Here is a 14,241-nt window from a genome sequence, read left to right as displayed (position 1 = left end):
CGTAATCACGGGCATCACTTAATGTAACGCCACGGCTGACTAAAGAAGGAATGACAACCTCATCACTGTAAAAAGCAGGCATTCCCAGTCCTAATTGACTGATTTCACAGGCTTTTAATAAGAGCTCTTCCGGTGTTTTGTTCCATACCCGAAAAGAAAGCGAAGGCTGTGGTAATTTTGTGTGTGCGGTAGCCACGAGACTCATAAAAGAAAGTTCATTAGTAGCATCCAGTCCGTCTGGGGTCTGACCGCCGATAATGAGATTCTGGAACATTGGGTAACCGCCAAAAGCCTTGGTGGATCCTTCATCACGAATCTTATTAATATCGTTGAATTTAACCCACAGGCAATCCAACAGTTCCTGAGCTTTTTCATCAGTAATATTTCCATTGCTTACGTCCTGTTTATAATAGGGATACATATACTGATCAAAACGCATCGGTGAAATGGAATGTCCGTTGGATTCTATTTGCGTGATTGCCTGGACAAACCAGAAAGTCTGCAAGGCTTCGTAAAAGGAATTCGCTGGATTTTCTGGAACCTGTTCGCACATTTTAGCTATTTCCAGAAGTTCGTTTTGTCTGCGAGGATCTTTTTCCTGACTGCTCAGATCTCTTGCCAGAGCAGCAAAACGATGGGCATAATTAATGGCAGCATTTGCGGAAATGATCACGGCATCCAGAAAATGTTTTTTCTTAATGTAATCCGGCAAAGCAGTATCAGCATTTGCTATTTCTGCTTCAGCTTCGGCAATAATCCCTTTAAAACCAACTTTCATTACCTTAGCGTAATCGACACCGATATGCCCAACGCCATTAAAAAAGTAATTACCAACCGTAAATATTCCGGCGGCAATGGCTTCTCTGGTTTCAGGAAACATGTATTGTTCGGCTAACTCATTGACCGTGCGACCATCCCAATATTTAAATGCTTTGCCAAGATCATCCTTTGTTTTATCCGAGATCAGGAACACATCACCTTTTCGTTTAGCCACGGTATCAAATTCACTGATCAGCCACTTGTTAGAAAACTCAGGAAAAATCTGGGTACCACGAGGTTTAGTCGTTAAATTACCAACGATTAATTCCTCATCGCGAATCACAATGGTCATTTCATTTAGAATTTTTTCTAATGCTTTGGCCCGGCGAATAATCATCGGCATTGCTTCGGTTTCTTTAAAGGACTGTGTAATTAATACAGCTCTTTCCGATTCAATTTCGGGGGTCACTGAATATAAACCATCAATCAATTTTAGGATTCTTGGATTTACAGATGTCATATTTTTATTGCTCCTTTATTTTAAAAAATACCTAGTCAATTATGCTCGAACACTGTTGCATTTGCTCTAATTAGGCCTCCCTTTCATTTATTTTTCTTTCATAATTTATATATTGCCGCACTTAGCAATTTTTCTTGCCAACGCTTTCACTAAAATACATTTTCTTCTTAATTATGGTTTTTCTTCTTATTCAAGATATGAATTTTGTTTTAACAAGTAATATTATCGAATCTCTTTCAAGCTTCGGATTGTCAAGAAACTTTATCCATTATGCACTGTATCAAAGTACTGGTTTAACACCAATATGGTATATCTGTATTTCAATGCCCTCCATTTCTAAATGAACCTGCCACTCCTGATAAGGCTGTATAGATACATCCTTCTTTATGTAGACATCCGTTTTCTAACAATACTTTTTTTTATTTGCATCTCCTTTCAGCTAATCGATAAACAGCCATTTGATGATATGATTATATTACTTAAAGTTGCACGAAGTCAATAGTTATTTTTAATTTTTTTCTTAAACACTCTTGACTTCGATCCAACTCTAATTTATATTATAATAGATACTGATAATCAATTTTTTTTTATTAGTATCTATTATATTTGGAAAGGGTAAAAATAATGATCTACACCATTGCACAAGCTGCCGCTAAAGCCAATCTCACTACCCATACATTACGCTATTACGATAAAGAGGGCCTACTTCCTTTTATTGAGCGCAACAATTCTGGAAACAGAGTTTTTAAAGATAAAGATTTTGAAAGTCTCTCTCTTATCAATTGCCTGAAAAATACGGGTATGTCCATCAAAGATATAAAAACCTATATGGACTGGTGCACGGAAGGTGATGCAAGCCTGAATAATCGATTGGATGTTTTTATTAAACAAAAAGATGTCATTTTAGAAAAAATAAATGAACTTAAAAATCATATGAATACCATTAATCATAAAATTCAATATTATGAAACTGCTATTGAAGCCGGAACCGAAGCTATTCATAAAGGTGCCTGTTGAGCTGGTCAAACAAGATTGTAACAGCCATACCTTATAGATAGAATATCTGTGAATAAAAGAGATACCCAGATGCACAACTACGAAAAATAATTCGAACAACAGATGGTCAGGCTTCATCTTGAACTGATCTTGTATTATTAGCTAAAGGAATCTTTATTATTGAAAATGAGGTGCGGATGTTTTTTTGACTGATTAGACTGCCAATCAATAGATGGCAAAATAAATAGACATCAAGTTTAGTTAATTTATTACCAGTTTTTCAAATGCTACTAGTGGAATGATATCATAAAAGTCCAGTCCCAAACCGCAAGGGAAAAAGGTAACTATAGAAAGAAAACAGCATTCATTAATTTTTGTTCTCAGTTTGCTCCTGCAGCTGGAAAAAAGTATACCAAGACACTAATTGCTGATGCAATACTTGATCGGATTGTCCATGATTCCTATACCATAGTAAACCGATAAACAAATAAAGAAAATAGCAAATCCATGCAGGAAGTTTATGGTTTAGATAGCGTCAAACATGAATTAGCCCATAAATGATTTCCATTCCGGACACCATGGTCCCTATAACCGGTATATTTAGCACGTCCACTTAATCATCAGCTGGCACTTTGGAAAAGCCAACAGAAATAATGAAAATCCAATTTTTTTAGGACAAATATCTTTTCAAAAAATAAAAAAAGCACCCTTTTTAGATTGAATACTTGAAATTTCATTAAATTTGTTGTGCATACGCATGCTATTTTTCAAACAAAAACGAGCCTAAACGGCTCTAATATGTGGAAACATGGTGTGCCTTGACACTCCCATATGCACGACATTAATCAAGGCAAAAGGTCGATTCTAATTAAGAATCACTTAAGAAATTATCGTATTATTCGGTGAATTCATATGATTTACATTAAAATAATGTCACTTTTTTAGTGACGGTGGGTCGAACCACTTCAAAGTGATAATTATTATCGACATGTATAAGCGCTAAACCTCTTTACTATGCGGTTCACAAGAAATTCATTCGTTTTCTCGATCCAATTATTCAAATTTATTTTATTTATATCCAATCCTAGACTTTTTTTTAGGATCATTTAAAAGTTCTTTTCTTCCCTCAAAAAAAACACCAATTGCCAAGCCTGATTATTTCACGCTAAGAGTACCGCCAGTACACACTAATGATACTGGCAGTACTTGAAATGATACCATTGGTTCACAAAATGATACCGGTATTTCCTAAAATGGGTTCATTATAGATTCAATACAAAATCACGCATATTTATACTGCCAGAGCTGACAATGTGAGCATCATGTATAATGCGATCCATAATAGAATAATACGAATAAGCCAGAACACCACCACCGAGACGAGCATGCCACTCCTCGATCTTATACTGCGTGCAGAAAATAGTAGCACCGTTGTCATAACGGCGTTCGACCAATTATACAGAAAATGGAGTTCATCATCAGAAAGATCCGTAATTAACCATTCATCAAGGATCAATAAGGGGTAGTTCGAATATTTTTTGAGTTCCCTGCTTTGCCCATTCGGCTGGATCTTTGCTTCGCTGTATTCCATCAGAAGGTCCGGCAAGCGAATATACCGTGTGCGAATGCCCTGTTTACAGGCTTCTTTTCCAATGGAACAAGCCAGATACGACTTCCCCGAGCCAGTGAACCCGCAAATAACGAGATTCTGATTATTGCTGATAAAAGTACCGGAAGCAATTTCCAGAATCAGATCTTTGTCAAGATGTCGCTCGGCAAAGAAAACATCCTGAATGGCGACATTTGGAATTCTAAATCGGGCCCGTTTTATGAGGCTGACGACGCGCTTATTGTGCTTTTCCTGATAAACATAATCAACGATCATTTTCATGCGCTCGTCAAAAGACAGGGTGGCATAAATAGTATCTTTTGCCTGTCTGTCAATCACCTGAATCATTTCCTCCAGTTGAATTTCGCGGAGTTTGCGTCGGGTTTCGTCATTAATCATTGTTGTAACCGCCATAGTAAGATGCCCCGCGGATAAAACCGGTGGTACTGGCTATTTCAGCTTTATGAGTGGCATCCCGGTCATTGGCATAAAGGATATCTTCGCCCGCGGCCAATATCGGCTTGAGATGCTTGTATCTCGGAGAACGATGCGTTTTAAGTGCCATTTCACAGGCATTTTCAAGACGTACCGACGTATATTTTTTGCCAAGTTTCAGTACCGACTTCGACGGATCAAAAGCTCTTTCCGGGAGCCGGGTATTCTCAAAAATCCGCTGAATCACCATCAAAGTGGAATCACCCATTGCCTGGGCTTCTTTAATAAAACGTTCCTGATTCCATTCCGCCTGTTTAAAACTTTCAGGCAAATCTTCATCGTGGGTTGACCATTGATCAATGGCATAGTACGGGAAACAATGATGACTGGCAATCCGTTCACAGTGACAATAAATCTCGATGAACGAATCACCGACACGTAAATCGGCCATTTTACCCGCAAACTGATAAGGACAGGAGTAATGATTCTTTTCAAAAACGATATGACAATCGGAATAGATGTTATTATTGTAAAACCAGGTAACCGCCTCATAGGGATGGACCGGTAATGGTTTCAGACAGGAGCGCTCTATGGTATCGTAGATTTCAGTACGACTGCCTTGCCGTTTCTGGAAAGGCCGGTCATTAAACACTTTTAGAGCTGTCAAAACATCGACTTTTAAATCAGCAAGGGTGTAATAGACATTGTTTCTAAGTTTGGCAATCACCGCTGTGGCGATTTTACCAACGCTTCCTTTAACCGAAGTCTTTGCTTTTGGTTTTCTTACCGGAGCGGGCATAATAGCCGTACAATAATGATCCCCTAAAGCTTCATAGGCATCAGTGCGAATGATCTCACCTTCCTTTGGATGAGAAATAACACCCCTTTTGAGATTATCACAAACCGTACGAACCGTTGACCCACCAAAGTATTCATACATGTGCACATGACAATTGAACCAGGTATTTTGTTTCATATCTAAACACGGTTCAACATAGGTGTACTGGCTGCAAGGCAAGGTGCCAACAAAAAGATAAACTTTTATCTCATCACCGGTCACCTGATCAATCAGCTTTTGGGTTTTACCACTCTAATCAACTTCAACGATCACACCCGGCTTATGTGTCAGATGATTGGTTAGCTTTTTACGCGCCACTTCATCACAATAGCCATTGCAAAATTTAGTATAACCAACGCCAGGATGTGACGTTGCAGTGCATTTATCCCGATACTCTTGCCAAAGAATTTTGAGGGTGACGCCTACTTTGGTCAACTCATTGTGAACAAAGTCATAATCCGGTAACGTATAAACGCTTTCTTCAGCATGTTTATGGGGAAAGAAAAGATGATAGACTTCGCCTAAAGACTGGTCTTTGATATCATCATAAGAAAGATGCTGTTCTTCAGCAATACGGAAAACTTCATTAACAGAAGTTTTCGACATGTGTCTACTGCGTGCGATTGATGATTGCGAAAGTCCATTGGCGCGTAATTCCATAATGAGCTTTACTGCGATTTTTCTGGACATATTCATGTCCTCCTTTTAATATATTAAGGAATATTTATTTCCTGATATACATTATATTGCAGCGTAATCATTCCATGAATAGCCAGTATTGATTTGTGAATCGTTGTCGGTATCAATGCGTGTACTGCCGGTATCCAATTGAATATCGTTAGATCATTGGTGTGAAATATTCAAATTGTGAATGGTAGCATTATCGAATCTTAAATTTCAAATAAATTAGCTACCTCAATCAAGCATATTAAATATTGATCTAAATTAAACTTCAAATCGGAGTATTATCTCAGTAATTTCAACATCTTATCTGCAAAGGAATGCACATTATAATGATTGATATTGACTAAGTCCCAAAAAACTCGAATGCCATTGATAAACTAATCGTCGAATAACTCCAGATATTTTTGTATCAGTCTTGTCTTGAAGCCATACCTAACATCTTAATGCCTCTTTCACCAACCAGCACTCTGTTCATTTATAAAAACCAATGAAGTTCATAATCTCTCCTGTTAAAAATAGGGGCCAGAACAATACAGTTGTTCTTTTCCAAAAGATCAAAATATATATTACCGTAAAGCCATTTTTTCGTTTTTAAATATATGTTACAGCTTTTTGTCAATATTTCTAATATAATTTTTTTTGATGTTTCCCATGATATTGCATTTTGTAAAAGTGATTGGTATAGTGCCATCACGATCATAATTATATTAAAATTAAAATTACTATTATTATTTTTATACATTTCCAATAAACAATCTTTTTTAAGGGTATCATAATTCACCAAAGAATCTAAGTATATAGCATCAGTTTGATAATCACTGAAATTTTTACTTAGAATTGTATAACACTTATTAAAGATAACTTTCTCTCTTTTTTCCATTACAGCTCCTGTATTTTGAAAAGCGATGTGGATTCCTTGCTTTTCACCTTGTTTTTGAGTAGTAAATAATTAAGTCTTTATTTTAAATCATTTTGCAAAACAATAGAAGATGAATGAATGTTTATATCAAAATTGCGCATTCTGCAGCATTTGAAATTGCTGAAATTGCCTTTCCTATTTTTAAAGCATCTCCAACTACATGAATTTCACCAACTAAATTTTTTATTTCATTGTATAATGGACTATATGATGCGACTCCCATTGCTAATACGATATTGTCAAATCCATCAAGCGTTTTTACACTAGATGTAAAAATGCCATTTTTTTTAGTAGTTGATTCATAAATAACTCCATTCTCCAAGAATTCTTTTACCTTAGCATTTGTATAACATACTACTCCATAATTTTGGAGTCTCTGTAGAAGATATTTTCTTACATAAACTTGACTATCTAATGCAATTCCAGCGTTTGTTTCAATTATTGTGACACTTGTACCACGTTCTGCAAGATAATCAGCTGTTTCAGCACCCAAAATTCCACCACCTACTACAAGAATATTTTCACCCACTGAACATTTACTATCAAGCAAATCAATTGCATTAATAAATTTCGGATTATTTACTCCTTTGATATCGGGTATCAGTGGTTCACTTCCGGTTGCTAAAATTATCGAATCCGGCTTATCTGCTGAAACCATTTCTTTGGTAAATTCTGTGTTCATTCTAAACTGAACATTATATTTATCGCACATTGTTTTATAATACATTAGAGCATTCAATAATTCATATTTTGTTGGTGGTATACCTGCTATTCTTAATTGTCCTCCAATTAAGCTATTCTTTTCGTAACAAATCACTTGATGACCTCGCTTTGCTGCGACCCAAGCGAATTCAAGACCAGCCGGTCCTGTACCAACAACTATTATTTTTTTTGATACATTTGTTTTTTTGATCCTCCATTCGTCTTCTTTGCCCACAAATGGATTAACAAGACATGAAATTTTCATTTTTTCTTTATCGAAAAGGTAGTCCAAACAACCTTGTAGGCAGCCTACACAAGGTGCGATTTCATTAACTGTATCACTAGCCACTTTATTTGGGAATTCAGGATCAGCCAACGAAACTCTTCCCAGAGCAACAAAGTCTGCTTTGCCAGAACTAATAATCTCCTCTGCAAGTTGTGGATAATTAATTCGACCTGCAATTATTACTGGAATATCCACTGCCTTTTTAATCGCTTCAGCTATATAAACATTGTGACCTGGTGAAAATTCACTGGGTGCTGACATATGTTCAAGACTAGCATAAACACCTGCGGACATACTCATTGCATTTACACCTTGTTCTTCCAGGACTCTAGCAACAACTGTAGATTCTAGTAAGTCTCTGCCTCCAGGAACTTTTTCTTCTCCACTCATTCTAAAAATAATTGGAATGCCATTTCCCACTTCACGTCTTATTTTTTTTATGATTTTCTTTGGGAACTTCATTCTAGCCTCAAAATTGCCACCAAATTCGTCAATTCTCTTATTCGAATATTGAGACATAAACTGTGCTATCAGGTAACCATGTGCTCCATTAATCTCAATAGCATCCACTCCCGATTCCACAGCTCTACGTGCAGCTGCTCCAAATTTGTCAATTATTTCATAAGTCTCTTGAATTGATAATTCATGAGGCATTTCTTTTCTGAGAGGGCAGGGTATTGCGGAGGGTGCTACTGGTGTTTGTCCTCCTATATTCTCTTTTGCACACTGTCTACCAGCATGGTGTAACTGAATTGCAACTTTAGCCCCATATTTATGTAATGCCTTGATGAATTCCGTCCATTGGGGAATAAATGAGTCATCCCAAATTCCAAGTTGGTTAGGAATTGCACGGCCTCGAGGATCTACTGCAACGATTTCAATTACTATGAGTCCATAGCCACCTTTAGCACGTGCAATATAGTAATCCATCACTTTTTTTGTAATATTACCATTTGCATCGCCATAATTTGTGGCTAAGGCTGGAACCACAAACCGATTTTTTACTTCCATACCAGCAATTTTGAATGATGACAACAAATTTCTATATGTCATATTAATCATCTCTCTCTTGTTTAATAGCAGTTAATGCCGATTTTACCGATTCCATCGTACCCAAAAAAGCAATGGTACTCATTGTTTGTGTACAATTGCCTACAATGTCCAAAACAATGACATCAGCAGATTTAACTGCAATATCTGCATAAACGAACAAAGATGAGACATTTGCTTGAACAAGTCCAATCGCACCAAATATGTCATGTTCAATTTTTTTTCGGTCTGCTGTTCTCACCCGGTTTCGCAACAGATCCATAGTCGATTCATCTGGCGATGAAATAAATCTACATTTCAACATAATTATTCATCCTCAATATAATAATTTGATTCTTTGGCAGGTAATGTCAGCGACAAATAATTTAATTCATTGGGAATGGTATTATTTGTCAACGGCGTATTTCAATTCTATTTAAATCAGAAATTTATAAACCACTACGTAGATTTAAATCGCCACAAAGCGTACATCGCTGTTCTCTCGTGAATGTACGAGGTCTCGTCAGACCTTCCCCTGTTGGCCCTGCAATACTCATTGTAACAAACCCTTCGCCCCCTAGACCGACGCCACTGTAAGAAGGTCCATTCTTGACCAGAATTGTTGTTTGAATTGCTTTTGCAAATTTAGTCATATTTCTAACATCACGTGAATGTATCATTGCACTATGTCTTCTTCTTCCTTCAATCTTGACTGCTTTCTCAATTCCTTCATCAACGTTTCTGACTCTGACGATTGGAAGAAGTGGCATCAGATATTCTTCTACTACGGTAATATGATCTGCAGGAACTTCATATATGATCGACTTTATTTCATCTCCAACATTTATTCCGATATCTCTAAGAATGATCTTAGCGTCTTTTCCAATATATACTTTATTGACTGTACCATTTTCTAATGTCACGATATTTGTTAAATCTTCAATTTTATTTTTATCTCGAATTAAAAAAGCTCCATTTTGCTGCATTTCCGAAATCAGTAGATCTGCAACACAATCCACAACAATGCATTCTTTTTCTCCAATACACTGTATACAATTTTCAAAGCCATTACCATCGATAATATCTTTTGCTGCTTTTAGTATATCAGCGGTTTCATCCACAAGAACCGGCGGATTGCCTGGTCCTGCCCCAATCCCCTTTTTACCTGATGAAAGAATTGAGTTGACAACTCCGGGTCCACCTGTTGCGACCAATAAATCGATCAAAGGATGTTTCATTATTTCGTTTGCCATTTGAATCGTTGCATCTTTTGTAACTACCACAACGTTAGGTGGACCTCCTGCTTCAATAATGGCTTCGTTTATCAATCTGATTGCTTCAAACGATGTATTTTTCCCGCCGGGATGGGGACTAAAAATTACACTATTTCCTGCCGCAATCATACAAATCGCATTATGAATAGGTGTACATGATGGCGCCGTTGAAGGCAATACACATCCTGCTACACCAAACGGCCGTCTTTCAATCAGAGTCAATCCGTCATCACCAGTATAAACTTCTGGTTTTACATCTTCTGTGCCAGGGGTTTTTTCAATAGTAAGCAGATGTTTCTCAACTTTATCTTCAAATCTTCCCATTCCAGTTTCTTCTAATTCCATTTGAGATAAGTTATCAACATTTACACGTATCTTTTCTCTAATTGCCGTAATCATTTTTTCTTTTTCTTTTAAAGAACATTTAGATAATTCAACTTGTGCTATCACTGCAGCATCCACCGCATCATTAACACAATCAAAAAAGCAATTATTTAATACTTTAGAAACATTGCTGTCATTTTCATTGTTGCTCATTTGTATTGATATTTGTTCGACAATTTTCTTGATATAGTCTAGTTCGTCTCTTTCAATTGATGAACACATAATTTTTCTCCTTATTTTCAAATCCAAATTTTTATTTCTTTAACAAATTTTTTTTTGTGCTTTTGCGACTGTAAATAATTAACGCAGAAATAATATCTTATCCTCACTTAATTTGCAAAAACCTCTAACAAATTTCATGATTAAATTGATTTCAATAGAAAACATGCTGATGTGACCGACACATCAGCAATAAGTGACCCTCTTCTTAAGATATTTCATCTAAAAATGATTATATTTTACTTATTCTTTCCATTTTTTCATATTTATAAGTTAGTAGCTTTTTTATTTTAATAACAGGCTGTTTATTTAAATATAAGGTGTTGTAGCCGGTGGACAAGGGCCTCCAAGAGCTTCTAGAGCTTGTTTTCCAACTTCTCTTGCTGCATAAAGAGCTTGGCGAACTGCTCCAGCATCCCCAGTAATGAAGATCATGGACTCATTAGAATATTTGGTCCCACCATTATCTGGTGAAGCATAACCAACAAGTTCGATGTTAGCAGCTTTTAAAGATGCATCGGCCATTAAAACACCAATACCAGCTGGAGCGCCAACTACGATACCGAAGGCTTTTCCAATTGGAGCGCCTAGGGCAAAATTACAAGCGAAGCTTGCTCTTGCAGTATATTGAAATTCTAAATGTCCGGAAGCGTTGGCATATACATCACCGAAAGTTCTGTTTAGGTCATTTAACGCAACTTCAACCGCTCTTTTTGCATCAGATACATCTTCTGCTCCGAATATAATCAAACTGCCATGTCCAGCGCCACCTTCAGTATCTCTTGATAATTCAACACCTACAACTTCACAATTGGTAGCTTTGACTGCTTCATCCGCTGCAAAAATCTGAGGACCTGCACCAGTTCTAGAGGAAAGGATTCCAATAGATCTATACTTTGGATCAATTTTCATTGCTTCATGCAAAGATTTATCCACGTTTGCAATCACTAACCCAATGGTATTCCCACGCGCAGTTCCAATGAATTCTGTTAAACCACAAACACCTGAAGCCGATGGAACTGTTTCTTTATCTTCAACTTCATTCATTTTCTTCATAACTTCTTCCATCAATTTATTCATTAAATCATCTTTCATTAATTCACACCTCCGTAATTATATTATTGTAGACTCGGCAAAATTTTCTCAACATCACCATGTGGTCTTGGGATCACATGTACTGAAACAACTTGTCCAACTTTATCTGCAGCTGCAGCACCTGCGTCAACTGAAGCTTTAACTGCTCCAACATCTCCACGAACCATTACCGTTACTAATCCAGAACCGATTTTTTCGTAGCCCATTAAAGCTACATTTGCTGATTTTACCATTGCATCCGCAGCTTCAATCGCTCCCACCAATCCTTTTGTTTCTATCATACCTAAGGCTTCATTTTGCATATTTTCTCTCCTCTTATTCAAATACAACCATTACTTTTCGATAAAAACAACAAATATCACTCGTTATTTTTTTCATTTTAAATCAAAATAATATTAAATATTAATTACTAACTCAATCAAATGAATCATATGCTTTTCTTCCAATTAAATCATCTTGCAATGCTTTACTCAATCTTACGAAATAAGCACTATAACCCGCTACTCTAACTAATAATCCTTGAAATTGTTCCGGATTTTTTTGAGCTGCTTTTAAAGTATCAGTATTTACAATGTTAAACTGAACGTGTTGTGCTTTTTTACTAAAATAGGCGTCAATATAACTAATAAAGTTATTTCTGCCATTATCACCGGCAACGCAATTGGGTGAAAATCTAACATTTAAGAGTGTCCCGTTACCAGCAACTAAATGATCAATTTTTGCTGCAGAATTTGCCATAGCAGTTGGTCCTTTTACATCATGTGTACCGATCACAGTATGAACTGGCGCTAAACTATTTGATACTGCTTCATATGCTCTTCTTCCATCTGGTGATGCACCTTGACAAAGTCCAATCCCGACATTCGCAGATACACAGTAAAGACCTGGCAAAAATTTACCGTTTCGAGTATTTTGGTGTTTCATAACTTCATCAAAATATACTTTAGAACCCCAAACAGCATATTGATCAGCATTATCATCATCATTACCGTAATGCATGACGCGATCACTATTAATTAGATTATATAAGCCTTCATAACCTACCCAGTCTTTTCTCAAAGCGTTTAACATCTCTGTTCCAGTTACTTTCTTTTCATCAAAAATCAATTGTTGAATAGAACACATCGCGTCTGCGACTGCCCCGGGGCCAACCCCTTGTGGTCCGGAAAAGTTGTAAATTGAACCACCTGCAGTACAATCTAGACCATTGTCAATGCAACCTCTCTTTAGAGTAGACAAATAGGGCAATGGTTTTGTTCTTGCCTGCATGATTTCTGTGGCATTAATGAATGTCGCCATTCGATCTACCCAATAGTTCATTTGTTTTTCATAGGATTCCATGACTTCTTCGATGGATTTAAATGTATCTAGACTACCGGTTTTTGGTCCTAATTGTAAACCGACATCTCCACATTTTATCCAATTAACACATTGTGGTCCACAATCGATGCATCTTCCATTGTTGATTGCCAACTCTAAAACTTTACATAAACTAAAATAAGCTGCATCATGAGAACCATACTCCTTGCCACCGCCACTATCAATTTCCACACAACCTACCATTGTATAATCTCTGGCATCTTCCAGGCTTCTTCCTGCTGCCAATGATGCTGGAATAATTGCCGCATCGTTGAAAAGTTTTGGCTGACCTGTTCCAATTTTTATTACATTTACAAGTTTTACCTTAAATTCCCAGGGGGCTTCAGCAAACCATCTGCTTGCAAACCATGGATCGGTTAAACGAGTATGCGCGTGTGCTTCAATACCAAGATAAGTTAAATCATTAGTAGCATCTTTTCCATCTTTATCAACGCCACCAACAAGTAAAGTCGTACCACCCATACCTACTTCACTATTCAGTACTGCTGTTCCTTCATCACGTAATTTTCTTAATTCGAAAATTTTGACATAAAAACTTTCAATGATTTCTGAAACACGAGATTTTGTAATGTTTTTTTCCAACATATCTTTTTTATAGAAAGGAAATAACAACTGATCAAAACGACCATAAGAAATTGAATGTCCATTTGATTCAATTAATATAATGTTTGTTGCTAAGTGGTATAACTGCATTGCTTCCCAGAAAGTTCGAGGTGGATTTTCTGAAACCCATTCACAATTGCTTGCAATGGTTTTAAGATTTTCTTTTTCTTCACTATTGGTTTCTTTTTCTGCCATCTCAGCTGCCAAGCCAGCATATCGTCTAAAAAGACAAGAAGCACCTTCCAGGGAAATTAACGCAGCGGTATAAAACTCTCTCTTTTCGATTCCTTCTTTAGTCGTACAATCTTCTATCTTACTTAAATGTTCAACAATACTTTTTTTAATGCCACCATACCCTAATTCAAACAATGTTTCATAATCAGCTGTTGTATGACCAACCCCACCATACATATAGAGATTAGGGAAGAAAACAGGTCTTCCACCTGCAGAAGAACCTTTAATTTCTTCGTCTGTTAAAACTCCTAAAAGTTGATCTTTCAGATTTTTTC

General features: G+C 36.7%; 12 protein-coding genes and 1 pseudogene. 1 reads left to right on the top strand and 12 read right to left on the bottom strand.

Annotation, left to right across the window (positions count from 1 at the left end):
- Positions 1 to 1,279: pyruvate formate lyase family protein (locus QZ998_RS02035; protein ID WP_296557601.1), on the bottom strand; the 1,279-nt coding region annotated here is incomplete at its 3' end.
- A gap of 624 nt (positions 1,280 to 1,903) precedes the next feature.
- Here QZ998_RS02035 and QZ998_RS02030 point away from each other — a divergent pair.
- Positions 1,904 to 2,296: a MerR family transcriptional regulator gene (locus QZ998_RS02030; protein WP_296557599.1), complete on the top strand. Its 393-nt coding sequence runs from the start codon at positions 1,904 to 1,906 to the stop codon at positions 2,294 to 2,296.
- Positions 2,297 to 3,537: 1,241 nt separating this feature from the next.
- Here the strand turns inward: QZ998_RS02030 and QZ998_RS02025 are convergent.
- The 11 genes and pseudogenes from QZ998_RS02025 to QZ998_RS01975 form a co-directional block, all read right to left on the bottom strand.
- A complete protein-coding gene (locus QZ998_RS02025) occupies positions 3,538 to 3,729 on the bottom strand; it encodes an ATP-binding protein (protein WP_296557598.1) in 192 nt (63 codons plus the stop codon).
- 59 nt (positions 3,730 to 3,788) lie between these two features.
- A pseudogene (locus QZ998_RS02020) lies at positions 3,789 to 4,232 on the bottom strand (ATP-binding protein); the annotation flags it as partial.
- Between the two features lie 43 nt (positions 4,233 to 4,275).
- On the bottom strand, positions 4,276 to 5,379 hold the full coding sequence (locus QZ998_RS02015; RefSeq protein WP_296557597.1) for a hypothetical protein: 1,104 nt from the start codon (positions 5,377 to 5,379) through the stop codon (positions 4,276 to 4,278).
- A gap of 30 nt (positions 5,380 to 5,409) precedes the next feature.
- On the bottom strand, positions 5,410 to 5,847 hold the full coding sequence (locus tag QZ998_RS02010; protein ID WP_296557596.1) for a hypothetical protein: 438 nt from the start codon (positions 5,845 to 5,847) through the stop codon (positions 5,410 to 5,412).
- 469 nt (positions 5,848 to 6,316) lie between these two features.
- Positions 6,317 to 6,721, bottom strand: coding sequence for a hypothetical protein (locus QZ998_RS02005; protein WP_296557595.1), 405 nt, complete (start codon positions 6,719 to 6,721; stop codon positions 6,317 to 6,319).
- Between the two features lie 121 nt (positions 6,722 to 6,842).
- Entirely contained in the window at positions 6,843 to 8,810 is a 1,968-nt protein-coding gene (locus tag QZ998_RS02000) for an NAD(P)/FAD-dependent oxidoreductase (RefSeq protein ID WP_296557593.1), read from the bottom strand.
- On the bottom strand, positions 8,803 to 9,102 hold the full coding sequence (locus tag QZ998_RS01995; RefSeq protein WP_296557592.1) for a BMC domain-containing protein: 300 nt from the start codon (positions 9,100 to 9,102) through the stop codon (positions 8,803 to 8,805). The genes QZ998_RS02000 and QZ998_RS01995 overlap by 8 nt, the downstream gene beginning before the upstream one ends.
- Positions 9,103 to 9,226: 124 nt before the next feature.
- Positions 9,227 to 10,657 carry an aldehyde dehydrogenase family protein gene (locus tag QZ998_RS01990; protein WP_296557591.1) on the bottom strand — a complete coding sequence of 477 codons (1,431 nt, stop codon included), beginning with the start codon at positions 10,655 to 10,657 and terminating at the stop codon, positions 9,227 to 9,229.
- A gap of 306 nt (positions 10,658 to 10,963) precedes the next feature.
- Entirely contained in the window at positions 10,964 to 11,749 is a 786-nt protein-coding gene (pduB, locus tag QZ998_RS01985) for a propanediol utilization microcompartment protein PduB (RefSeq protein ID WP_296557588.1), read from the bottom strand.
- A 23-nt stretch (positions 11,750 to 11,772) separates the two neighbouring features.
- A complete protein-coding gene (pduA, locus tag QZ998_RS01980) occupies positions 11,773 to 12,051 on the bottom strand; it encodes a propanediol utilization microcompartment protein PduA (RefSeq protein ID WP_296557587.1) in 279 nt (92 codons plus the stop codon).
- A 112-nt stretch (positions 12,052 to 12,163) separates the two neighbouring features.
- Positions 12,164 to 14,241: pyruvate formate lyase family protein (locus QZ998_RS01975; protein WP_296557585.1), on the bottom strand; the 2,078-nt coding region annotated here is incomplete at its 5' end.

The sequence above is a fragment of the uncultured Acetobacterium sp. genome (genome assembly GCF_927416815.1).
Lineage (GTDB): Bacteria > Bacillota > Clostridia > Eubacteriales > Eubacteriaceae > Acetobacterium.
The sequence above is the reverse complement of the archived record's forward strand: the minus strand, read 5'-3'. Positions and strand labels throughout refer to the sequence as shown.

Bases quoted from the DNA above. Each gene is read 5' to 3' on its own strand.
- QZ998_RS02000 (WP_296557593.1), bottom strand. From the start codon at position 8,810: ATGATTAATATGACATATAGAAATTTGTTGTCATCATTCAAAATTGCT.
- QZ998_RS02030 (WP_296557599.1), top strand. From the start codon at position 1,904: ATGATCTACACCATTGCACAAGCTGCCGCTAAAGCCAATCTCACTACC.
- QZ998_RS02005 (WP_296557595.1), bottom strand. From the start codon at position 6,721: ATGGAAAAAAGAGAGAAAGTTATCTTTAATAAGTGTTATACAATTCTA.
- QZ998_RS02010 (WP_296557596.1), bottom strand. From the start codon at position 5,847: ATGTCCAGAAAAATCGCAGTAAAGCTCATTATGGAATTACGCGCCAAT.
- pduA (WP_296557587.1), bottom strand. From the start codon at position 12,051: ATGCAAAATGAAGCCTTAGGTATGATAGAAACAAAAGGATTGGTGGGA.
- QZ998_RS01990 (WP_296557591.1), bottom strand. From the start codon at position 10,657: ATGTGTTCATCAATTGAAAGAGACGAACTAGACTATATCAAGAAAATT.
- QZ998_RS01995 (WP_296557592.1), bottom strand. From the start codon at position 9,102: ATGTTGAAATGTAGATTTATTTCATCGCCAGATGAATCGACTATGGAT.
- pduB (WP_296557588.1), bottom strand. From the start codon at position 11,749: ATGAAAGATGATTTAATGAATAAATTGATGGAAGAAGTTATGAAGAAA.